This is a genomic window from Arenimonas alkanexedens (assembly GCF_054781355.1).
In genome coordinates this window covers 703,541-726,487 of sequence record NZ_BAAGUO010000001.1, presented here as the reverse complement: position 1 = coordinate 726,487, position 22,947 = coordinate 703,541, and the positions used below count along the sequence as shown (strand labels likewise).

At 68.4% G+C, this 22,947-nt stretch carries 18 protein-coding genes; 6 read left to right on the top strand and 12 right to left on the bottom strand.

Annotated features, from left to right (window positions below):
* Nucleotides 1–80 precede the first annotated feature (80 nt).
* From ACYVGY_RS03405 to leuS, 9 genes are all read right to left on the bottom strand, one after another.
* Nucleotides 81–3,911, bottom strand: a complete 3,831-nt coding sequence (locus ACYVGY_RS03405; protein WP_460456059.1) for a YhdP family protein — start codon at nucleotides 3,909–3,911, stop codon at nucleotides 81–83.
* Between the two features lie 7 nt (nucleotides 3,912–3,918).
* On the bottom strand, nucleotides 3,919–5,400 hold the full coding sequence (gene rng, locus ACYVGY_RS03400) for a ribonuclease G (RefSeq protein ID WP_460456058.1): 1,482 nt from the start codon (nucleotides 5,398–5,400) through the stop codon (nucleotides 3,919–3,921).
* 11 nt (nucleotides 5,401–5,411) lie between these two features.
* Nucleotides 5,412–5,981, bottom strand: a complete 570-nt coding sequence (locus ACYVGY_RS03395; RefSeq protein WP_460456251.1) for a Maf family protein — start codon at nucleotides 5,979–5,981, stop codon at nucleotides 5,412–5,414.
* 73 nt (nucleotides 5,982–6,054) lie between these two features.
* Nucleotides 6,055–6,525 (bottom strand): 23S rRNA (pseudouridine(1915)-N(3))-methyltransferase RlmH, encoded by a 471-nt coding sequence (gene rlmH, locus ACYVGY_RS03390; protein ID WP_460456057.1) that lies wholly within the window; start codon nucleotides 6,523–6,525, stop codon nucleotides 6,055–6,057.
* Between the two features lie 8 nt (nucleotides 6,526–6,533).
* A complete protein-coding gene (rsfS, locus tag ACYVGY_RS03385) occupies nucleotides 6,534–6,935 on the bottom strand; it encodes a ribosome silencing factor (protein ID WP_460456056.1) in 402 nt (133 codons plus the stop codon).
* A gap of 31 nt (nucleotides 6,936–6,966) precedes the next feature.
* A complete protein-coding gene (gene nadD, locus ACYVGY_RS03380) occupies nucleotides 6,967–7,629 on the bottom strand; it encodes a nicotinate-nucleotide adenylyltransferase (RefSeq protein ID WP_460456055.1) in 663 nt (220 codons plus the stop codon).
* Nucleotides 7,626–8,669, bottom strand: coding sequence for a DNA polymerase III subunit delta (gene holA / locus ACYVGY_RS03375; RefSeq protein ID WP_460456054.1), 1,044 nt, complete (start codon nucleotides 8,667–8,669; stop codon nucleotides 7,626–7,628). Before holA ends, nadD begins: the two co-directional genes overlap by 4 nt.
* Nucleotides 8,669–9,160, bottom strand: coding sequence for an LPS-assembly lipoprotein LptE (locus ACYVGY_RS03370; protein ID WP_460456053.1), 492 nt, complete (start codon nucleotides 9,158–9,160; stop codon nucleotides 8,669–8,671). The genes holA and ACYVGY_RS03370 overlap by 1 nt, the downstream gene beginning before the upstream one ends.
* Nucleotides 9,161–9,165: 5 nt before the next feature.
* Entirely contained in the window at nucleotides 9,166–11,784 is a 2,619-nt protein-coding gene (gene leuS, locus ACYVGY_RS03365) for a leucine--tRNA ligase (RefSeq protein ID WP_460456052.1), read from the bottom strand.
* A 148-nt stretch (nucleotides 11,785–11,932) separates the two neighbouring features.
* Here leuS and ACYVGY_RS03360 point away from each other — a divergent pair, with 148 nt between their 5' ends.
* From ACYVGY_RS03360 to ACYVGY_RS03335, 6 genes are all read left to right on the top strand, one after another.
* Complete coding sequence (locus tag ACYVGY_RS03360) at nucleotides 11,933–13,222, top strand: metal-dependent hydrolase family protein (RefSeq protein ID WP_460456051.1); 1,290 nt, start codon at nucleotides 11,933–11,935, stop codon at nucleotides 13,220–13,222.
* Between the two features lie 84 nt (nucleotides 13,223–13,306).
* The gene (gene trxA / locus ACYVGY_RS03355) at nucleotides 13,307–14,170 is read left to right on the top strand and encodes a thioredoxin (RefSeq protein WP_460456050.1); all 864 of its coding nucleotides are present in this window, start codon (nucleotides 13,307–13,309) and stop codon (nucleotides 14,168–14,170) included.
* 10 nt (nucleotides 14,171–14,180) lie between these two features.
* Nucleotides 14,181–14,654: a DUF4442 domain-containing protein gene (locus ACYVGY_RS03350; RefSeq protein ID WP_460456049.1), complete on the top strand. Its 474-nt coding sequence runs from the start codon at nucleotides 14,181–14,183 to the stop codon at nucleotides 14,652–14,654.
* Nucleotides 14,655–14,724: 70 nt separating this feature from the next.
* Nucleotides 14,725–17,046 carry a bifunctional serine/threonine-protein kinase/formylglycine-generating enzyme family protein gene (locus ACYVGY_RS03345; RefSeq protein WP_460456048.1) on the top strand — a complete coding sequence of 774 codons (2,322 nt, stop codon included), beginning with the start codon at nucleotides 14,725–14,727 and terminating at the stop codon, nucleotides 17,044–17,046.
* Between the two features lie 18 nt (nucleotides 17,047–17,064).
* On the top strand, nucleotides 17,065–17,715 hold the full coding sequence (locus tag ACYVGY_RS03340) for a DUF502 domain-containing protein (RefSeq protein ID WP_460456047.1): 651 nt from the start codon (nucleotides 17,065–17,067) through the stop codon (nucleotides 17,713–17,715).
* A 100-nt stretch (nucleotides 17,716–17,815) separates the two neighbouring features.
* Entirely contained in the window at nucleotides 17,816–18,457 is a 642-nt protein-coding gene (locus ACYVGY_RS03335) for a hypothetical protein (RefSeq protein WP_460456046.1), read from the top strand.
* Nucleotides 18,458–18,535: 78 nt separating this feature from the next.
* On the opposite strand, the gene ACYVGY_RS03330 is transcribed toward ACYVGY_RS03335, so the two are convergent.
* From ACYVGY_RS03330 to ACYVGY_RS03320, 3 genes are all read right to left on the bottom strand, one after another.
* Nucleotides 18,536–19,297: a DUF2189 domain-containing protein gene (locus ACYVGY_RS03330; protein ID WP_460456045.1), complete on the bottom strand. Its 762-nt coding sequence runs from the start codon at nucleotides 19,295–19,297 to the stop codon at nucleotides 18,536–18,538.
* 9 nt (nucleotides 19,298–19,306) lie between these two features.
* Entirely contained in the window at nucleotides 19,307–20,689 is a 1,383-nt protein-coding gene (locus tag ACYVGY_RS03325; protein ID WP_460456044.1) for an MBL fold metallo-hydrolase RNA specificity domain-containing protein, read from the bottom strand.
* 90 nt (nucleotides 20,690–20,779) lie between these two features.
* Complete coding sequence (locus ACYVGY_RS03320) at nucleotides 20,780–22,915, bottom strand: S46 family peptidase (RefSeq protein WP_460456043.1); 2,136 nt, start codon at nucleotides 22,913–22,915, stop codon at nucleotides 20,780–20,782.
* Nucleotides 22,916–22,947 lie beyond the last annotated feature (32 nt).

Below are 22,947 nucleotides of genomic sequence, written 5' to 3'. Positions count from 1 at the left end.
GTAAGGCGCGTTTGGAAGCGACCACATAGGGTGACAGATGCGGGTCCACACCACGTGATTCAAGCGCGCCCGGGCGCGGCTTAGCGGCGTCCGCCGGGGCCGGACGCCGGCTCACGCGCAGTCGGCGGGCCTTTCTCGATCACTTCCAACACCGGCTCCTTCCAGGGTCCGGACACTTGATACACGGTGCGCGCAGCCTGCTTGAGCGGCTTCTGCAGCACGGCCTGCGCCACCGCACCGACGGCAGCGCCGACCGGGCCACCGGCGATGGCGCCAATCACCGGCAGCGCGCCACCGGCTTTGGGCAGAACTTCGATGCGCTGGTCGTACTGCTGTGCACGCAGGTCGGTGGCGCCGCTGATCCGGATTTCCGCGGCAGGTCCGTTGATCTGCAGCAGGTCGGTAGTGGCGCGGCCGTCGGCGAACACGAATTCGCCCTGCATGGTGTTGAAGCCGAAGCCCTTGTCGAAGAAGTCACTGAAATCGAGGCTGAGCCGGCGCGGGATTTCGGCCAGGCTGATCAAGCCAAGCACGCGGCCGCCGCCACCCGGCTCGACCTCCAGCAGCTGGCCTTCGCCAACTTCTACGGCCAGTGTTCCGTCGAAACGCTCGAGCGCGAAGCTGCCCGGTGACCCCGGCCAACTACCTTCCAGCCGACCGCGGGTTTCGCCATCCTCGACCATCCCCGTCAAGCCGAACGCAGCAAGCATGTCGCCCAGGCTGTCGGCGCCGAACTCGACGTTAAAGCGCGAGCGGCTGGTGCCCTCGCCTGCCCGCAGCCATTCGCCGCGCGAGCGCAGTTCGATCGCGTCGGAGGTCGTGTCGAAGCGGTCGATTCGCAGGCCAGCGGGTAGCGGCGTTGCCTGCAGGTCGGCGACGCCCAGCGCCAGTTCGCCCAGCCTGAGGTCCTGTACGTTGAATCGCAGCGGCGGCAGTTTGGCAGGATCGTCGCTGCGGCCCAGCGTCAGCTCGGCACGCTGCTCGGTCGTCGCCTCCGGTTTTGCGGGCCAGTGCAGGCGGGTGAAACGTCCGTCAATGCCCTGGGCCAGTTCGCGCGGGATGCCGATCTCGCCCGCCACGGACGGACCGTCCAGCATCAGCCGGGTCAATTCGGTTTCGCGCAGCAAGCGCAGCCGCGTGTCGGGGAAGCGGGATCCGAGCAAGTCGAGGCGGGCAATGCGCAGGTCCACTTCGCGCAGTCCACCGCTACCGTCGCCTTGGGCGGCAAACGCGATCCAGCCCGCGGCATCCAGGGTCTCGGTGCGGCCCAGCGCAATCAGGCCCTGGCGCGGCATCGGCGGCTCCTCGCCCGGTCCGAACAACAGCAGTCCGCTCATGGTCTGGTCGCTGCCCATGCGTCCGCGCAGGCGCAGGGTGTCGCCCAACTGAACCCGCACCTCGCCGTCGGCCAAGGGCAGCGGCGCCTCCAGCCGCAGCGGCCAGCTGGCGGCCGCCGGTTTGGCCAGCGGCGCCGGCAGGCCAACGGCGGTCCCGGCGAGGTTGGAGTCAATCGACAGCCGCGACGACCCGGCCGGCGCGCCGGGCAGCGCTTGAGGGATATCCACCGACACCGTCCAGGCGCTGCGCCCGATCAGATAGGGATCGAGCCAGGCCAGGGGTGGGTGCCGCGCAAGCAAGGTCTGCGCCGGAAAAGTGCCGATCAGGGTCGCCCGCGCGGCGAGACCGGGATCGCCCACGTAGTCCTCGCCAACCATCAGGCTGAAACGGGCCGGCTCGCCCTCGAACGTCACCGCCAGCGCGTCGGCTGCAAAGCCGCGGTCGCTGAAGCGGGTGCGTCCGCTCACGTCGCGCAGGTCGATGCCCCAGCGCGGATCCACCAGACGTGCGCCGGCCAGGTCAATGCTGCCTTCGATCCGGCGCGCGCCCAGGCGCTCGGCCAGGGGCAGGTCCAAGGCCAGCCTCACCTCGGCCGGACCGCGGATGCTGGCATTGAGCAAATGATCTTCAAAGCGGGCGCGCAGCGGACTGGCCAACATCAGCGCCTGCAGCGACGCCCCGTCGGCAGGCGACTCGATGTCGAGCACCAAGCGCGGATCGCGGAAGTCGGCGATGCCACCGGCCACCCTGCGCACGCGATTGCCATAGATCATTCCCTCGCCTTCGAGCGTCATGCCCGGACCATCGAACGCAACATCGAGATCCAGTGCCTCGGCCGTCGGCCAGTCCGGATTGAACGCGACTTGCGCCTGCAGCACGCGGACGCGCGCATCGAAACGACCCTCGCCGTTGCGGAACGGCCAATCCCCCAAGTCGCCGGCGAGGACTGCGCGCCCCTGCTCCACCGTGCCGCCCTGGAGCGCCCGGTCGAGCCAGTCGACGCTGTTGGGCGACATCTTGCCCTGCACCCAGAACTTGCCCGAGGCCTGCACCGGCGCCGGATCAACGACGGCGGCCAAGTCCACCCGCGGTCGCTGGGAATCGCCGGGGAAATGCAGCTCGGCGCGCAGGCGCGCGCCAAAGTCGTCGCCGCGGACGCGCAAGTCACTCGCCCCTACCGTCCAAAGCCCGCCTTCGCGCCACCAGCCCAGAGTACCGGCGAGGCGGAAATCAATCGGCTGGCGGAAGCTGGGCCAGTCAAACCGTGCCGGTCCCTCGGCAAGTCGAAGCACGCCCCCATCCTGGTCGTAGGCGACGCTGCCGCCGAGACCGCGCACGCCGGGGCGGTTGCCGTAGGGACTCCAGCCCACCGACGCGATGCGTGCCGAGCCGGACCAATCGCCATCGCGACCCTGCAGCCGCACGTCATGAAGCACGCCGTCGGGCGCGGCTTCGTGCAGCCACTGCCGCAGCCCCACGGGCAAGGCGTCGGACAGGGTCGCCAGCGCCCGCGCCGGCGCCAGGTCCATCCGCGGCGCCTGCAGCGCGAACCGTTCGCCGCCGGCCAGCCACAGCCCGTCGAAGCGATGAGGCTCGGACTGGCCACTCTGCCGGAGCTGAAGTTCCGGTGCATGCAGCTGCCAGCCATTGTCGTCGGCCTGCCATCGCGCCAGCACCTCGATGCGCTCGAACGCTACCGGCGGCGACATCAGCGCTGCGTCGCCGTCCATATGCCAGGGCGTGCGCGCTACCAGGGCCACCGGAGCGAGTTCAGTGCGGCTGCGCACGTCCATGATTCGCTGATTGTCTATGCGCGCCCAAAGGTCGACGCTGCCGGCGCCGGCGACCACCAGGCCCGTGTCGGCCAACAGCGGCGACCACTCCTGTAGCTTCAATGCCTTGCCGCCGGCCCAAAGCAGCCCCGACCAGCGATCGCGCTCGAGGTCGACCACGGCCTCGATCGGAGTGCCGCTGCGATCGGCCCAGGCACGTACGCCCGCGCGCAGCCGGTCGCCGTCCACGCGCAGCCGCAGGTCGACGCGTGACAAACGCAGCTCGCGCCGCAGGCCCGGTGCATGCACGGCCAGGCTGGCGCGCTCGACCTGCAGTTCGCCCAGCGCCTGAAGCGTGTCGAGCGGGTCATTGGCCGGGTCGTACTGGAACGGCAAACCCACCATCCGCCAGCGACGGTCCTCCCCCTGCTCGAGCACCAGCTCCAAGTCGCGCACTTTGAGTTCGGTCAATGGCGCGCCGGGCAGCAAGCCCGAATAAACCGCCACCAGCAGCTCGGCGCGGCCAATGTCGAGGCTGCGTCCCGCCGGCCCGATGCGCAGGCCATCGAGGGTGAAGCGCGGTCCACGACGCGTCCATTCGCCGCGCGCGGCAGTGAATGCGACCGGCTGGCCGATACGCTCGGAAAGCCAGCTCGCCACTTTTTCCGGATGCCGCTCCACCAGCGGCAGCAGCTGGTTGAGTCCGCCCACCAAAGTGGCGGCCAGGATCAAAACCACCAACAAGCCATAGCCGACAATGCGGCGGGCGTGGCGGATCCGTCGGCGCAGCGGCGAATTCATCCGCGGGTCAGAGCAGGACCACGTCGTATTGTTCCTGCGCGTACTGGTCGTCGGCCTGGAAACGGATGGACTTGCCCAGGAACTCCTCGAGCTCGGCCACCGCCGCCGACTCCTCTTCGGTGATCTTGGATACCAACAGGGGCGAGGCGATGACCAGCAGCTGCGAGGCCTCGAACTGGCGCACGGCGCGGGTGATCTCGCGGAAGATCTCGTAGGTCAGGGTTTCCGGCGTCTTGAGCGTGCCGCGGCCGCCGCATTCGTGGCAGGGCTCGCACAGCTGGCGCTCGAGGCTTTCGGTGGTGCGCTTGCGCGTCATCTCGACCAGGCCCAGCGGCGAGAATTCGTGCACCGAGGTGCGGGCGTGGTCGTGCAGCAGGCCTTTCTCGAGCGTGCGCAGCACCTGGCGACGATGCTCGTCGTCGGTCATGTCGATGAAATCAATGATGATGATGCCGCCGAGGTTGCGCAGCCGCAGCTGGCGCGCCACGGCCTGCGCCGCCTCGAGGTTGGTGCGATACACGGTCTCCTCGAGGTTGCGCTGGCCCAGGAAGGAGCCGGTGTTCACGTCCACCGTGGTCATGGCCTCGGTCTGGTCAATGATCAGGTGGCCGCCCGACTTGAGCGGCACCTCCTTCTGCATCGCCCGCAGTATTTCGTCCTCGACGCCGTACAGATCGAAGATCGGCCGCTCGCCCGCATAGTGCTCGATCCGGTCGACCAGGTCGGGCATGAACTGATTGGCGAAGGCCACGACTTTATCGAAGGCTTCACGCGAGTCCACCCGCACTTTGTCTACGTCCTTGCGCATCAGGTCGCGCACCGCACGCAGCGGCAGCGCCAGGTCCTCGTAGATGCGCTGGCCGACTCGGGTGCCGGCGCTGGACGCGCGGATGACGCTCCAGGCGCGCTGCAGGTAGGCCACGTCCTCGGCCAGCGCTTCGTCTGGCTGGTCTTCGGCATTGGTCCGCACGATATAGCCCTGGCCCGACCCGCCGGACAGCGCCGCCATCAAGGTCTTCAGGCGCGCACGCTGCGCCTCGTCGTCAATCCGGGACGACACCCCCAGCACCCGCGAATGCGGCAGGAACACCAGGTAGCGCGACGGGATGGATATCTGCGTGGTCAGACGCGCGCCCTTGCTGCCGATCGGATCCTTCACCACCTGCACCACGATCTCCTGGCCCTCGTGCACCAGCGAGTTGATGGTCGGCGGCGGGCCTGGCGGCGCGGGCTCCTCGCCCTCGCCCGCCTGGGCCAGCGGCAGCTTCAGGATATCGGAGGCGTGCAGGAAAGCAGCGCGGTCTAGTCCGATGTCGACAAAGGCGGCCTGCATGCCGGGCATCACCCGCTGCACCCGCCCCTTGTAGATGTTGCCCACTACGCCACGGCGCGAAGCGCGCTCGATGTGCAGCTCCTGCAGCATGCCGTTCTCGACCACCGCCACGCGGGTCTCGCGCGGGGTGACGTTGATCAGGATTTCCTCGGACACGTGCTTCCTTTTCAGTCCATGGCGCCGAAGCCGCGCAGCAGGCACGCGGTTTCATGCAGGGGCAGGCCCATCACGCCGGTATAGCTGCCGGCGAGGTGGGTAACGTGGGCGCCGAAGCGTCCCTGGATGGCATAGGCCCCGGCTTTTCCGAAGCATTCGCCGGTGCCAACGTAGGCGGCAATCATGGCCTCGTCGAGCGCCTCCACCCGCACCTCGGACACGCTGCTCACCTGCGCCTCGCGGCCGGCGCTGACCAGCCAGACGGTGGACACCACGCGATGGCTGCGGCCGGACAGGTCGCGCAGCATGCGCGCGGCATCGTCGGCGTCCGCCGGTTTGCCGAATACCCGATCGCCCAGCACCACCTCGGTATCGGCGCCCAGCACCAGTGCGCCCGGGTTGGCGACCACCGCCAGCAGTCCGGCGCCGGCCTTTTCACGGGCGACGCGGCTGACGTAGGCATCGGGTGGCTCGCCGGGCAGGCGCTGTTCGGGCACGTTGACGTCAAGCAGACCGAAGTCGACGCCCAGTTGTGCCAACAGGTCGCGACGGCGCGGTGATTGCGAGGCCAGATAGATCATCACCCAAGCATAGCCGCTGGCACCGCCCACGGGCAGTTTCCGCGTCCCCCGCTTCAGCCTGCGGCAGGTCGCGTCAGGCGCGGTGGTAGGGGTGGTTTGCGAGCAGGCTGGCGGCCCGATAGAGCTGTTCGGCAAGCACCAGGCGCACCAGCATGTGCGGCAGCGTCAGCGGCCCCAGCGACCAGCTTTCGCCGGCGGCCGCGATCACGTCGGCCGAATGGCCTTCGGGCCCACCCACCAGAAAGGCCAGGTCGCGGCCCTGCTGGCGCCAGTGCTCCAGGCGGTGGCCGAGCTGCTCGGAGGAATAAGGCTTGCCGCGCCCATCGAGCGTGACCACGTGGGCGCCACGCGGCACCGCGGCCAACACGCGTTCGCCTTCGTCGGCCATGGCGCGGGCCGCGTCACGGCCTTTGCCGCGCATGCCCGGCGCCACTTCCATCAGCTCCAGCGGGAGCCAATGCGAGAGACGCTTTTGATATTCGGAGAAGCCAGCGGCTACCCATTCCGGCGCCCGCTCACCGACTGCGACCAGGCGTGCCTTCATCGCCGTGCTCAGGCCGCCGAGGAATCCTCGGGCGGCTGGTCGCCGACCGTCCACAGGCGCTCGAGCGCATAGAACTCGCGCACCCGCGGCAGCATGACGTGGACGATGACGTCGCCCAGGTCCACCAGCACCCATTCGGCCTCGCGCTCGCCTTCGACGCCCAGCGGCATGACGCCGCACTTCTTGGAGAAGCGAACGACCTCGTCGGCCACCGACTTCACGTGACGGGTCGAGGTGCCCGAAACCACCACGAGGTAGTCGGCGATGCTGGTCTTGCCGCGCACGTCGATTTCAACGACGTCCTTTGCTTTCATTTCCTCCAGCGCCAGGTGCACCTGCTTGAGGATGGCTTCCGGCGACGGGGCCGGGTCGGGCATCTGGGTCTTGATGACGTGGGCTTGGGTGGTCAACGTGGCGCTCGAATCGGAAAGACGGGCCACATTATACGCCCGCCGGGCCCGGACCGCCGCGATAGAGGCCTTCCCGGGTGATGAAGGCGGCCACGGCGGGATCCAGCCACGGGTGGCCCGGCCCAGGTTCACGGGCCAATCCCTCCCGCACTTCGGTGGCCGAGGCCGGATGCAGGGCCATGTCCAGGCGGAACAGGCAGCCGGCTGGCGCCCGGGCCAGGTCGGTCGGATCCTCGCGCCAGCGGCCCTGGCAGGCGGCCGCCAGCCCCGGCGGGAGCGCCTCGAGGCCATGGCCGGGCCGCACGGCCACCACGAAATGCGCAAGGTCCATCAGCGTTTCCCAGTCATGCCAGCCGGGCAGACCCCGGAAGGCGTCCGCACCCAGCACCCAGGCCAGGGCCGCGTCCGGGCCGCGCTCGGCGCGCAGTTCACGCAGGGTGCTGACGGTCCAGGACGGCCCGCTGCGCCGCAGCTCCCTGGGGTCCACCCGGAATCCGGGCTCATCGGCAATAGCGAGGGCCAGCATTTGCGCGCGCTGGGCGGCGCTGGCGCCCGGGGTGGCGCGATGCGGCGGGTCGGCGGCCGGTACGAAAGCCACCTCGGCGCCGAACGCCGCGTGCGCCGCCTGTGCCACCGCGAGGTGGCCGGCGTGGACCGGGTCGAAGGTGCCGCCGTAGAACAGCGCCAGGCTCACGATGCCAGCAGGCTGCGGGCGCGGGCGTCGGCAATGGCCGCCAGCAGGCGCTCGAGCCGCAGCCAGGGGTCACCCTCGCCGCGTCCTTTTGCGGCGCGGTCGATCGCGCCACACTCGGCCGCGAAGGCCTCCCAGCGCGAGGGCGGATGCCGTTCGATCGCGCGGCGGTACATGGCCTGCTTGCTTTCCCAAACCCGGGCGTCGCGCATCGCCGACATCACGTTGCCGGATTCAGCGGCCCGGGCGATCGCGCAAAGCGCCAGCACTTCCTTGGCCACCATCGGCATCAGCCCGGCGACCTGGTCACCCTCGGCGCGCAGCGCCGCCAGCATGCGCACGGCACGCACGGTGTCGCCGGCGAGCGCGGCGTCGACGAGCTTGAAGACGTCGAAACGCGATGAATCGGCGACCAGTTGGTCCATCTTTTCAACGTCGATGGCTTCCGCCGCAGGGCCGCGCCCACCGCCGACCAGCAGGGCCAGCTTGTCCACTTCCTGGGCGGCGGCTAGCAGGTTGCCTTCGACCCGGTCGGCCAGGCGCTGCACGGCGTCGGGCGTGGCGACCAAGCCGCGGCTGCGAAGCCGGCGCAGCAGCCAGTCGCCCAGCTCATGTGTCTTTAGCGGATAGATCGGCAGCAAATGGCCGGCCTTGGCGATCGCTTCGCTCCATTTTCCCGCGTGGCCCCGGCTCCAGTCCTGCGCGGTAATCAGCAGCACCGTATCGGGCGGCGGGTTGGCGCAGTATTCGCGGATTGCCTCGCTGCCGTCCTTGCCCGGTTTGCCGGTGGGCAGGCGCAGGTCGAACACGCGTCGGGTCGCGAACAGACTCAGGGAGGCTATGCCGCGGGCCAGGCTGTCCCAGTCGAAGCTGCCCTCGACATCGAAGATCTCGCGCTCGCTATAGCCCTCTTCGCGGGCCCGGGCCCGGATGGCGTCGGCGGCCTCCTGCACCAGCAGCGGCTCGCCGCCGGTGACCAGGTAGACCGGACGCAGCGGCTCGCCGGCGAGCTGGCGCTCCAGGCGATCGGCGCGCAGCTCCATCAGTCGACGCGCAGCACGGCGTCCAGGCGGCGCAGGATCGCCGCCTGCATCTCGCGGCGCAGCTCTTCCTGGATCAAGGCCTGCTCGGCGGGGCTGCCCGCGGATGCGACGCTGTCGTAGGTGTATTCACGCGTGAGGGCGATGTCCTGGACCGGGACGCGCTCGGCGCCATCGGCACCGACCAGGTCGAAACTGACGCGGTAGGTGGTTTCGTATTCACGCACCTGGGCCAGGCGGTCCAAGGCCAACGGCCGGGTGTTCATGGACTCCGAGCGCACGCGCAACACCGCTGCCGGCTGGCCTTCCACCGCCGCCGTTGCACCGGCGCGGGCGAGCGCCACCGACAGCCCCTGGCCCAGCGGGCTGTAGGGGTCGCTGGTGGCTACCTTCACCGGCCCGAGGTCGGCGGCAAGCGCCAGCGAGGCGCGCGGGCGGAAACCGCAGGCGGTGACGACCGCGAGCAGGCAGACAAGAACCAGTAAACGCTGCATCAGTTTCACCCCGCCACGATGTTGACGATCTTGCCCGGCACCACGATCACCTTGCGCACGGTCAAGCCTTCCAGGAACTTCTTCACGTTCGGCTCGTCCAGGGCAAGGGCCTCGATGGTCTCCTTGCCGGCGTTCACCGACACCTCGATGGTACCGCGCAGCTTGCCGTTCACCTGCACCGCCAGCGTGGCGGCCTCGCGCACCAGCGCCGCCGGATCGGCCTGCGGGAAAGCCAGGTCTTCGAGCGTGGCCTCCGCGTGGCCCAGGCGTTGCCAGAGTGCGTGCGAGGTGTGCGGCGTGATCGGATTGAGCAGCAAGGTCACGGCCTCGAAGGCTTCCTGGCGCAGGGCGCGGCCCTGGGCGCTGGCATCGTCGAACTTGGCAAGCGCGTTCAACAGCTCCATCACCGCCGCAATCGCGGTATTGAAGGTGTGGCGGCGACCGTAATCGTCGCCGACCTTCTGGATGGTCTCGTGCAGCTGCCGGCGCAGCGTCTTCTGCGCGGCGTCCAGCGTGGCCGCGTCCAGCGCCGGTGCCTTCCCTTCGGCGACGTGCTTTTGCACCTGGGTCCACAGGCGGCGCAGGAAGCGGGCCATGCCTTCGACGCCGGCCTCGTTCCACTCCAGGCTCTGCTCGGGCGGCGCCGCGAACATCGAGAACAGGCGCACGGTGTCGGCGCCGTAGCGATCAACCATGGTCTGCGGGTCGACGCCGTTGTTCTTGGACTTGGACATCTTTTCGGTGCCGCCGATCCGCACCGGCTGACCGTCGCTGCGCAACATCGCACCGGTGGCGTGGCCCTTGGGATCGCGCTGCACGTCAACGTCGGCCGGGTTGTGCCAGTCCTTGGAACCGTCGGGGTTGTCGCGGAAGAACGTGTCGGCGATCACCATGCCCTGGCAAAGCAAGTTGGTAGCCGGCTCATCCGACTTCACCAGGCCCGCGTCGCGCATGAGCTTGTGATAGAAGCGGAAATACATCAGGTGCATGATCGCGTGTTCGATGCCGCCGATGTACTGGTCCACCGGCAGCCAGTAGTTGGCGCGCTCGTCCACCAGGTCGGTGGCGCCCGGCGAGGTGTAGCGTGCGTAGTACCAGCTCGACTCCATGAAGGTGTCGAAGGTGTCGGTTTCGCGCTCGGCGTCGGCGCCGCAGGTCGGGCAGGTGGTCTTGCGCCAGGCCGGATCGGCCTTGATCGGCGAGGCCATACCGGTGAAGGCGACGTCCTCCGGCAGCACCACCGGCAGATGTTCTTCGGGCACCGGCTGCGCACCGCATTTCTCGCAGTAGATAACCGGGATCGGGCAGCCCCAGTAGCGCTGTCGGCTGACGCCCCAGTCACGCAGGCGGAAATTGACGCGGCGGCGTCCCAGGTCACGTTCGGACAGCTTGTCGGCCAGGGCATTGAATGCGGCCTGGAAACCGAGCCGGTCGAGATCGCCGGAGTTGACCACGTGCATGCGCGGGTCACTCTTGTCGGCGTACCAGTCTTGCCAGGTGGAGCTGTCGTAGTGCTCGCCGTCGATCGCGATGACCTGCTTGATCGGCAGTTCGTATTTGTGCGCGAACTCGAAATCACGCTCGTCGTGGCCCGGCACCGCCATCACCGCGCCGGTGCCGTAGCCCATCAGCACGAAGTTGGCGATCCACACCGGCACCTTGTCGCCCGATACCGGGTGCACGGCGTGCAGGCCGGTGAAGATGCCCTTCTTTTCCTGGGTCTCGAGCTCGGCCTCGGAGACACCGCCGCGACGGCACTCGTCAATGAAGTCGCGCACCGCCGGATTACCCGACGCCGCCCACAGGGCCACCGGGTGTTCGGCCGCTACCGCGACATAGGTAACGCCCATCAGGGTGTCGGGGCGGGTGGTGAACACTTCCAGCGGCTCGGTCAGGCCGTCGATGGCGAAGCGGATCTCCAGGCCTTCGCTGCGGCCGATCCAGTTGCGCTGCATGGTCTTGACCGCGTCGGGCCAGCCCGAAAGCGTATCCAGCCCGTCCAGCAACTCCTGCGCGTAATCGGTGATCTTGAGGAACCACTGCGGGATCTCGCGCTTTTCCACCAGGGCGCCCGAGCGCCAGCCGCGGCCGTCGATGACCTGTTCGTTGGCCAGCACCGTGTGGTCCACCGGATCCCAGTTCACGATCGAGTTCTTGCGGTACACCAGGCCCTTCTTCATCAGGCGGGTGAACATGAGCTGCTCCCACCGGTAGTACTCGGGGGTGCAGGTGGCGAACTCGCGCGTCCAGTCGTAGGCGAAGCCCAGGCGCTGGAGCTGGCCGCGCATGTGCTCGATGTTCTTGTAGGTCCACTGCGCCGGCGCGGTCTTGTTCTTGATCGCGGCGTTTTCGGCGGGCAGGCCGAAGGCGTCCCAGCCCATCGGCTGCAGCACGTTGAAGCCCTTCATGCGCCGGTGCCGGCTGATCACGTCGCCGATGGTGTAGTTGCGCACGTGGCCCATGTGCAGCGCACCCGATGGGTAGGGCAGCATCGAGAGGCAGTAGTACTTAGGGCGCGAGCTGTCCTCGCCGACCGCGAAGGCTGCGGTGGACTGCCAATGGGTCTGCGCGGCGATTTCCACCGCCTTCGGATCGTAGGCGCTGGGGTCTGGGATGTCGGACATGGTTTCAGGCGGCAAAAAACAGGCCTCCAGCGTAACAAATCGGCGCCCCGCCGGGCGCGCCGCAACGTCCCCGGACGGCGGCGAGGGGCCTTGACGACCCCTGCCCCGCCAGCAGGTACCATCGGGTCTCCATTCCAAGGGGACTTCCATGCATCCGACACGCGCGCTGCTTCCGTTTGCCCTGTGCCTCGCCCTGCCCGCCGCCGCCCAGGCCGAGACCCTGGCCCTGCACTGCGGCCAGCTGTTCGACAGCGCCAGCGGCCGCAGCCGCTCCGAGCAGACCATCGTGGTTGCCGACGGCAAGGTCCGCGAGGTCCGCGCCGGGATGGCCGCCGTCGACGGCGCCCGTTCGGTCGACCTGGCCGGCCACACCTGCAGCCCGGGCTGGATTGACCTGCACGTGCACCTGAGCGGCCAGTCCAGCGCCCAGTCCTATTCCGAAGGCTTCCGGCTCAACCCCGAATTCACCGTGCTGCGCTCGGTAGGCTATGCCCGCAAGACCCTGGAAGCCGGTTTCACCACCGTGCGTGACCTCGGCGGCGAGACCACGCTGGCCCTGCGCGACGCCATTGACCAGGGCCTGGTCGACGGGCCGCGGATCTACGCCGCCGGCAAGTCCATCGCCACCAGCGGCGGCCACGCCGACCCGACCAATGGCCTCAACCACCTGCTCGAGGACGCCGTGGGCGAACCGGGTCCGGCCGAAGGCGTGATCAACAGCCCCGACCAGGCCCGCCAGGCGGTGCGCGAGCGCTATCAGGACGGCTCCGACGTCATCAAGATCACCGCCACCGGCGGCGTGCTCAGCTACGCCAAGAGTGGCGACGCGCCGCAGTTCACCGAGGACGAGGTGCGCGCCGTGGTCGAGGCCGCCAAGGACTACGGCTACCGCGTTGCCGCCCACGCCCACGGCAAGGAAGGCATGCGCCGCGCCATCGTCGGCGGCGTGACGTCGATCGAGCACGGCACCTACATGGACGACGAGCTGTTCGCGCTGATGAAGAAGAACGGGACCTGGTACGTGCCGACCATCAGCGCCGGCCGCTTCGTAGCCGAAAAAGCCAAGATCGACGGCTTCTACCCGGAGGTCGTGCGGCCCAAGGCGGCGCGCATCGGCGCGCTGATCCAGGGCACGTTCGGCCAGGCCTGGCGCGCGGGCGTGAAAATCGGCTTCGGCACCGATGCCGGCGTCGGCCTGCACGGCGACAACGCCGACGAGTTCCTGTTCATGGTCGAAGCCGGCATGCCCGCCGCGGCCGCGCTGCAGACCGCCACGGTGAATGCCGCCGAGGTGCTGGGCGTCACCGACCTGGGCCAGATCGCTCCCGGCTTCCACGCCGACGTAGTGGCCATGCCGGGCGACCCGCTGGCCGATATCCAGGCGGTGAAGAAGGTCGACTTCGTAATGAAGGGTGGCGTGATCGTCCGCCAGCCCTGAGGCCCGCCCCGTGTGCGCCGCGGCTTGATTGCCGCGGCGTCCGCCTCCATGTCCCTCGGGCACCTGACTCTTTACGGATACGCCATGACCACCGTTCCCCCCCACGTTTTCGACGCCAGCCTTGCCGACTTCGAGCAGTCCGTCCTGCTCAAATCCAAGGAAGTTCCGGTACTCCTCGACTTCTGGGCGCCCTGGTGTGGTCCCTGCAAGACGCTGGGGCCCGTACTCGAGAAGCTCGCCGCCGAGTTCAACGGCGCCTTCCTGCTGGCCAAGGTGGACGTGGACAAGGAGCAGCAGCTCGCCGGCTACTTCCAGATCAAGTCGGTGCCGACGGTCATGCTGGTCAAGGACGGACAGATCGCCGATGGCTTCCCGGGCGCCCTGCCCGAGGGGCAGTTGCGCGAATTCCTCAAGCACCACGGTATCGAACCCCGGGCTGCGGAGGAGGAAGCCGCCCCCGAGGTCGAAGCGCCGCTCGACCCGCATGAGGACGTCGTGCGTCTGCGTGCGCTCACCCAGGCCGAGCCGGACAAGGACGAGCATCGGCTCGACCTCGCCCTGGCCCTGCTCAAGACCGGCGCCGTGGCCGAAGCCGAGCAATTGATCGACGCCCTGCCCGCCAACCTGGCCCAGGACGACCGAGCCCTGAACGGCCGCGCGCGCCTGGGTTTTGCGGCCCTGCTCAAGGACGCGCCAGCGGCCTCGGTGCTGGAGGCCGCGATCGCGGCCGATCCCGCTGACCTGCGCGCCCGCCACCTGCTGGGAGCAAGGCATCTGGTGGACGGCGATGCCGCCGCCGGGATGGAACAATTCCTGGAGATGCTGCGTCGCGACCGCGGCTTCGAAGACGGCTTGCCGCGCCGGGCCTTGATCGACGCCTTCCGCGTGGTTGATGACGAGGACCTGGTCGGCAGCTACCGGCGCAAGATGGCCTCGGTGCTGTTCTGAGCCAGCCCGCATGAAGGCCTCGCGCCTGCGTCATTACATGAACTTCTGGCCGCCCTTCCTGTTCGCGGGGATCCATGTCGCGCGCATCAGCGATGATTTCCGCCACGCGCGGGTCGAACTGCGCCAGCGCTGGTACAACCGCAACTACGTCGGCACCCATTTCGGCGGCAGTCTGTTCGCGATGACCGACCCGTTCTGGATGCTGCTGGTGATGCGCCGGTTGGGCCGTGACTACGTGGTCTGGGATCAGGCCGCCGAGATCAGGTTCCTCAAGCCCGGACGGGGCACGGTAAGCGTCGATTTCGACCTGGACGAGACCGCGCTGGACGAGATCCGTGCGGCCGCGGCCGATGGCGGGAAAGTGCTGCGCTGGTTCGATATGGACGTTCGGGACGCGGCCGGCGACGTGGTCGCCAGCGTCCGCAAGCAGGTCTACGTGCGCCGCAAGCGCCGCGCCGCCGAAGCCCAAGACCCGGAAACGTGAGCTGTTTCACGGTTTCACAAATGGCTTGCCTGCGTGGCCGGACACCGTATGCTGGCCCTCCCGACCCCCCGTGCCTGAACGCGAAATGCAGCAGGAAGAAGAACTCTCCCCTGACGAGCTGACCGCCCTGCTCTCGAGCTACATGCCCGAGATCCCCGGCTATCGCGTGCTTCGACGGATCGGCAAGGGCGGCATGTCCCAGGTCTACCTGAGCGTGCAGGAGTCGCTGGACCGACAGGTGGCCATCAAGGTGATGTCGCCGGCGGCGCTGACCGACGAGATTTCAAAGCAGCGTTTCGAGCACGAGGCGCGCACCATCGCCAAGCTCGAGCACCCCTGCATCGTCGGCATCCATGAGGTCGGCCGCACCCGGCAAGGGCTGCTGTATTACGTGCTGCCCTATCTGGCCAAGGGTCATCTGGGCCAGCGTGATTTCACCCAGGACGAGGACCGCGCGGTCGAAGTGCTGCGTTCGCTGCTTTCGGCGCTGGAATACGCGCATGCGCGCGGCATCGTCCACCGCGACGTCAAGGCCGAGAACGTGCTGTTCGACAACGCCGACCGGCCGCTGCTCACCGATTTCGGCATCGCGCTGTCCAAGCGCGACCAGACCCGCATTACCACCGCCGGCCTTGCGGTCGGCAGCGGCGGCTACATGGCGCCCGAGCAGGCTCGCGGCGAAGTGGTGGACGGACGCGCCGACCTCTACAGCGTCGGCGTGCTGGCCTACGAGCTGCTGATGGGCCGCCTGCCCTACCAGGCGGCCGACCCGCTGGCGCTGGCGCTGATGCACGCCCAGGACCCGGTGCCCCGGCTGCCGCCCGAGAAGAAACACTGGCAGTCGTTCCTGGACCGGGCGATGGCCAAGTCGCCCGACAACCGCTATCGCAATGCGCAGCAGATGCTCAGTGCGCTCAACCAGATCGCCAACGGCAAGCCCGCCGAGCCAGCGGTGGATCTGGTCAAGCTGCAGGGCGCCATCGCGCCCTATTGGAAACCTGCGCTGGCGGCCGTGGCGGGCGTCGCGCTGGTGGCCCTGACCCTGGCTTGGTTCATGCGGGACCGTCCGGCAGCGTCGCCCGAGAATGACTTCTTCACGGTCGAGGTGCCTGCACGCACCGACGCGCCCGCGCCAGCCAGCGCCGCGCCCGAGACGGCGATCGCCGCCGAGCCGTCACCGGAGGCCGACGTCACCCCACCCGTTGCCGAGCCCAAGATCGACGCCCCAGCGCCGACACTGGCCTTTGCCCAGGTCAGCGCCGAAGTCACGGTCCATGCGCTCGACTATGACCCGACCCGGGTGGGCGCCCGCGAACTGGCGGCCGCGCGCCGTCAGATCGACCGCCAGCGCCTGAGCCTGCCGCCCGGCGACAACGCGATGGATTCCCTGCGCGCCGCCCGCACCGTGGCGCCGCGGGAGGCTGCGATCGTTCGTTTGGCCGACGAGGTGATTGCCTTCTACGCGGGCCGCATCGTCGCCGCGACCGAGGCCGGCAAGGACCAGGAGGCTCTCGACGACCTTGCCCGGGTGGGGCCTTTCGTTGAGGAATTGGAGCGTGCCGACGGCCCGCCCTGGACCAGCATGCGCGAAGCCCTGGTGCCTGCCCTGCTGGCCCGGCTGCAGGCCGGCCTGGACGACGTGGACGCCGACGCGGTAGATCGCACCAAAGCGCTCGCCGGCAGTCTTGGCATCGATTCGGCCGCGCTCGAGCCGGCCTGGTCGCGGGCGGTGCAACTGCCCAAGGCCGGCGACCCGATCGACGACAACGGTCTGGCGCTGGTGCTGGTGTCGCTGCCCCGCGATGGCCGTCCCGGCCTGGCGGCGATGCGCGCCGAAGTCACCCGCGGTGACTACGCCGCCTTCGACGCCGGCACGGGCCGTGCCGACGCGCGCTGCCGCAACCGGCTGGCGCCCATCTCGCTCAAGCGCCGCAGCTGGGACGACCCAGGCTTCCCACAGGCGGGCACCCACCCGGTGGTCTGCGTGAGTTCCGACGACGCCCGCGCCTACGCGCAATGGCTTGGTCGCCGCAACGGCAAGCAATACCGATTGCCCACCCGCGCCGAATGGGTTCCCTTGGCGACCTATCGCGGCACCGGCAATGCCTGCCGCGACGGCCGCATCGACTGCGGCACGGAAGGCACTGTCGCCGCCAGCCAGGGACCGGCCAGCCACCTGGGTCTGACCGGCATGCGCGGCAACGCGCGCGAATGGCTTTCGGACTGCGAGCGCGACTGCGCCCGCCGGCTGGTGGGCGGCGTGGGCTGGCGCGATCCGGTGGCCCGCGCCAACCCGCAGGGCAGCAACGATTTCGACGCCGACACCGGCTTCGATGATATCGGCTTCCGGCTGGTGCGCGAGGTCAGCGCAGAGGAACTTGGCGCGCGCTGATTGCCCTACAATCGCGGCATGCGACGACTCCGCGCCTATTTCTTCACCGGTCTGCTGACCCTGCTGCCGATCTGGCTGGTGTGGGTCGTGTTCAAATTCGTTCTGGCGCTGCTATCCGATATCAGCCAACCCTGGGTTGGCCCGGTATCGGAAAGGCTGGCCGCGGCGCACCCCGAATGGCTGGGCTGGGTGGACGACCCCTGGGCACAGTCGGCGTTCGCGGTCGCCGGTACGGTGCTCGTCATTATCGGGGTCGGCGCGATGGCGCGACGGGTGGTCGGGCAACGCCTGCTGGCCTGGTTCGAGCGCCTGATCGCCCGTATCCCGCTGATGAAGACGGTTTACGGCAGCGCGCGCAAACTGCTCGACCTGCTGCAGACAAAACCCGACGGTACCCGGCGCGTGGTGCTGATCGATTTCCCGCACCGGGAGATGAAGTGCGTGGGTTTCGTCACCCGCGTCATGCGCGAGCACGGCACTGGCCGCGAGCTGGCGGCGGTATACGTGCCGACCACGCCTAACCCCACGTCGGGCTACCTCGAGATCGTACCGGTGGACCGGCTCACGCCGACCGACTGGACCGTGGACGAAGCCATGACATTCATCATCTCCGGCGGCGCGGTCAGCCCCGACATCATGCCCTTCGAACGACCGGGTGGTGCGGCGTGACCCAGCGCCTGCGGCCGCGCTTCGCGCGCTGAGTGGTTTGTCTGGTCGGCGCCGCCGGGTTTGCGCATCATTCCCTGCTTCCCCCCGTGAGGTAACCCGCATGAACCTTCGCCTTCCCACCCTTTTTGTTGCCGGACTGCTCACCTTGGGTGGCTGCGGTGGTGGGCACGACGCCACCGACGCCGAGACCGCAATCGCCGCCGACGCCACGACGGACGCCGACTACGCGAATGACCAGGAAAGACAGGACAGCAACGATGAGCTGCCGCCGCAGATCGCGCTGACCGTCGAACGCCTTGACCCGCTGGTGCGCGGATTGACGGCCGAGAACAGCCAGCTCGAACAGGCCGTGCCGCGCCTGAAGGCGGCCGAAAGCGACGGCGAGCAGCTGCAGGCGCTCGCGGACATCGACAGTGAGCGCCTGGACGCCATCGGCGCCGAGGCGGCGGGACTCGACATCCACGACTATCGCTGGCTGCGCGACGCGCTGGACCAGCATCTGGGCGCCATCGAGACCCGCGTCGCGCTGGAAGCCCAGTACGGTGAGGCCCTCACCGACGGCATGGACGAAGCCACCGCCGCCGAAGCTCGCCGGGTGGCCGCCGAGGTGATGGCCACCCTGCCCGACCCGTACGCCGACCTCGAGCCGGCGCTGGCCGATGCGTTGCGCCAGCGGCAGGCTGAGCTGGCCGCCCTGCGCGCCGCCAACATCGCCCTACTGTTCGAAGCCTACGAAGGCTGATCGCGGACCAAGCCTGCCTTGCCACGGCTGCCATCGGGCGGCCACCCGGGCTGTGACGTTGCACCAAAGCCAGTCGCGTCAATCGAGCCGCGGCCAGGCCGAGGCGTCCAGGGTCTCGCGGTAGCCGTGCCAGGACGCGTAGGCCAGCCACGGCATGATCACCAGCAAGCCCAGGTAGGCGGTGAGAAACCCGACTGCGGTCAGCAGGGCGATGATCGTCGCCCAAAGCAGGCAGACGCTCTTGTTGCGCAGCACGGCATTCACGCTCGAGACGCCGGCGGTGACCATGTCCACGTCCCGGTCGGCAATCATCGGCAGCGAGAATGCGGCGATCGCGAACGTCAGCGCCGCGAACACCGAGCCCGCGAGTGAGCCGATCAGCAGGAACTCCAGCAGCGCGCGGGCGCTGCCGTCCTCGATCGGCACGAAGGCGTTGACCATCATGCCGGCCCGCGACCACAGCAGCAGGATCACCAGCTGCACCAGCGCGAACACGCCGGCCTGTCCCGCTACCCGGCGGGCCAGGACGAAACTGTCACGCAGGCTCGGGCGCTGCCCTGCCTCCAGCGCGCGGCTGACGCAGTAGAGCCCGACCGCAATCAGCGGCGCCACGAAAACAAAGCCCGACAGCAGCGTCGCCAGGAGCGCGAAGCGTCCGAGTGACCAGGCCAGCGCCGATACCGCGACGCTGACCAACACGATGACGGCACCGAACAGCAGGCTCAGCCCCGGCGTCCGCCGCAAGTCGTGCCAGCCCAGCGCCAGCCAGCGCAGCGGTGCGCCGGTCGGCAGGCTCGCGCAGGGCACCACGAAAGGACGCGCCTCGTCGTTCCCGGCCATGTCCGGAACCTAGACCTCTCGCTCGGCGTCGGGCCGCGCCAACTCGACCGTCGTGCCAGCTTCGCGCAGCTTCTCGGCCAGCGCCTCGCGCGCATCGTCCTCGCCGTGCACCAGCACCACCGGTGGCTTGTTGGCGAAACCGGCATACCACTCCAGCAGCGCCGGCTGGTCGGCATGCGCCGACAGACCACCCACGGTATGGCGCTGGGCATTGACCTGGATCTCCTCGCCGAACAGCTTCACATGCGGCGCACCGTCCACCAAACGCCGGCCCAGCGTGCCGCGCGCCTGATAGCCAACGAACATCAGGTGGGTCTGCCGGCGACCGAGATTCTGGCGCAGATGGTGGCGGATCCGGCCGCCATTGCACATGCCGGAGCCGGCGATGATGATCGCGCCGCGTTCATGGGCATTGATTCCGCGCGACGCCTCCACGGTGTCGGTGTAGCGCAGATTCGGCAGCCGGAACGGATGCGGCTGGCCGCGCCATATCTCGCGCGCCTTGCTGTCGAACAGATCCTGGTGGCGATCGTAGACTTCGGTGACTTTCGAGGCCATCGGGCTGTCGAGGAAAATCTTCCAGCGGTCCATGTTCCAAAGGTCCCAATGGCGCGCGAACCAGTACAGCACTTCCTGGGTTCGACCCACTGCGAAGGCCGGAATAAGCAGGTTGCCGCCGTCGTTCCATGCGTGTTCCAGCACCTCGCCGATTTCGGTGACGGTGGCGGCCCGGTCGCGGTGGGCGCGGCCACCATAGGTTGACTCAAGCAGCACCAGATCGGCCTGCGCCACGGATTCGGGATCGCGCAGGATCGGCGTGCCTTTCATGCCCAGGTCGCCGGAGAACACCAAGACGCGCTCCTGGCCGGCCTCGCGGGCGCGCAGCTCAACGGTGGCCGACCCCAGGATATGGCCGGCCTCGCGCAGCAGCACGCTGATGCCGGGCAGGATTTCGGTCGACTGCTGATAGGGCAAAGGCCGCAACAGCCGCATCACCGGGCCAACGTCGGCACGGGTGAACAGCGGCTTGTGGCGGGCATGGCCGTCTTCGTTGCGCTTGTTGGCATGCTCGGCGTCCATCTCGGCCAGGTAGGCGGAGTCGTCGAGCATGATCTTGAGCAGGTCGGCGGTGGCCGCCTGGGTCCAGATGGGCCCCTTGAAACCGCGCTTGACCAGTACCGGCAGGCGACCGCAATGATCAATGTGGGCGTGGCTGAGAACCAGCGCGTCTACCGAGGCCGGATCGAAGGGAAAAGGCTCGAAATTGCGCTTCTCGTCCTCGTCACTGCCTTGGATCAGGCCGCAGTCAAGCAGGATGCGATGGTCGCCGATCTCGACTTCGTGGCACGAGCCACTGACCTCGCCCGCGGCACCGTGGAAACGTACTCGCATGATCAATCCTCGCTCGGGCGGGATCTATGTATGGCAGAAACGACGACGGCCGGGCAAGCCCGGCCGTCGCTTTGGCGCGCGCTGGGTGGATCAGCGCTTGACGTCCAGCTCCTTGAGCAGGTGCGGGGCCGGGAACACCTTGTCCATGATCCAGACCATGTAGCGGTGGTCCACCGCGATCATGCGGGTCATGGTGGGGTCGAACACCCAGTTCGAACTCACGCTCTCCCAGTTGCCGTCGAAGGCCAGACCCACCAGCTCACCCTTGCCGTTGAGCACCGGCGAACCGGAGTTGCCGCCGGTGATGTCGAGGTCGGACAGGAAGTTGACCGGCACCTTCGCCTTCTCGGCGGCACTCATCGCGGCGGTCGCGTCGAGCTGTGCCTTGGGCGCGTCGAACGGCTCCACGCCGGTGGTCTTGGCGACGACGCCATCGAGCGAGGTGAACGGGGTGTAGGCCACGCCGTCGCGCGGGCTGTAGCCCATCACGTTGCCGTAGGTGATGCGCAGGCTGAGGTTGGCATCCGGGTAAACGCCCTGTCCCTGGCTGCGCTTGTAGTCCTGAACCGCCGCCAGGTAGATCGGACGATAGCGGGTGCTTTCGCCGCCGCGCATCTTGGCCTTGGTTTCCTGCTCGAGCATGGTCGGCTGCAGCGCGACGGCCAGCTTCACCAGCGGATCGGTGCTGGACTCGAAGCTGGCCGGGTCGGCGGCGAGCAGGGCCAGTCGCGCCTCGGTGCCGATCACCTGGGTGCCGGCATAGGTGCTGTCGAGCGCGCGCTCGATCGCCTGTGCGTCGCTTCCGCCCAGCCACGCGTCAATCGCCGCCACACGCTGGTCGGCGGGCAGCTTGATGTATTCCGCGAGCCAATAGGCCATCAGCTGCTTTTCCATGCCCGGGTCGAAGCGGCGCTCGAACTGCCGGATGCTGCCCTCGAAGCCCGGCAGGTCACGTTCCTGATAGCCGGGCGCACGTTCGACGTTGGGCTTGGTCTTCTCGACCGAAAGGCGATAGAGGCCGCGAACCTGCGACAGCAGGCCCATGCCGGCCACTTGCCCGACCACGAGGTCGCGGGCGCGGGTGTCGCGTGACTCGGCCGCCAGCGCCACCAGGCGAGCGTGAGCTTCCAGCGCCGCCGTGCCTTCGTCACCGCGGCTGCGCAGCCAAGCCAGCACCGCGGCTTCCTCGGCGCGCTTGGTGGCCGCGGCATCAATGCGTGCAAAGCCCTCGAGCTGGCCGTCCCAGTTCTTGCTGGCGTTGTTCCAGCCGCGCACCGAGGTGGCGTACTTCACCGCGACCTCGGGATCTTCCAGGCCGGCCGCGTTAACGATATTGATCAGGTTCTTGAGGTGCTGGCCGACCACCGGGTACTGCCAGGCCGACACGTTCTGGAACTCGTCGTACAGCGCATAGCGGTTGGTGGTGCCCGGATAGCCCGCGACCATGACGAAATCACCTTCGTCCAGCGACTCCGTCGCCAGCCGCAGGTGCTGCTTGGGCTTGAACGGCACGTTGTCGGTGGAATAGGCCGCCGGCTTGCCGTCCTTGCCGACATAGGCGCGGTAGAAGGTGAAGTCACCGGTGTGGCGCGGCCACATCCAGTTGTCGACGTCGCCTCCGAAGGTGCCGATCGAATTCGGCGGCGCGTACACCAGGCGCACGTCCTTGATTTCGATCTGGCGGAACAGTCGGTAGGTCTGGCCACCGAAGAAGCTGTAGAGCGTGCAGCGGTAGCCGGCCTCGGACTCGCAGGCGGCGATCAAAGCCTTCTGGGTGTCCTCGAGCGCTTTCTGACGGGCCAGGCCGTCCTGGTCGGGCGAGGTGGCGGCCAACATCTTGTCGGTGACGTCGGTGATCTGATCCATCACGTAGACGCGCGCATTCGGGCCGGCCGACAGCTCCTGATCGCGGGTGGCGGCGATGAAGCCCTCGGTCATCAGGTTCTTCTCGGCCGTCGAGTTGAGCTGGATGGCGCCATAGGCGCAGTGATGGTTGGTGACCACCAGGCCTTCGGGCGAGACCAGGGACGCGGTGCAGCCGCCGAGGGCGACCACGGCGCCCATCGGGTCACCGGTGAGGTTGGCCAACTGCTTCGGATCCAGCTTCAGACCCGCCTGCTTCAGGGGGCCGGCGATTTCCGGCAATTGCTGGGGAACCCACATGCCTTCCTTGGCTTGGGCGGCAAAGGAAAACGAAATGGCGGCGGCGAGTAGGACAAGGCGCATGGCGACTCCTGAGTTTGGCGACTAAACCCCAA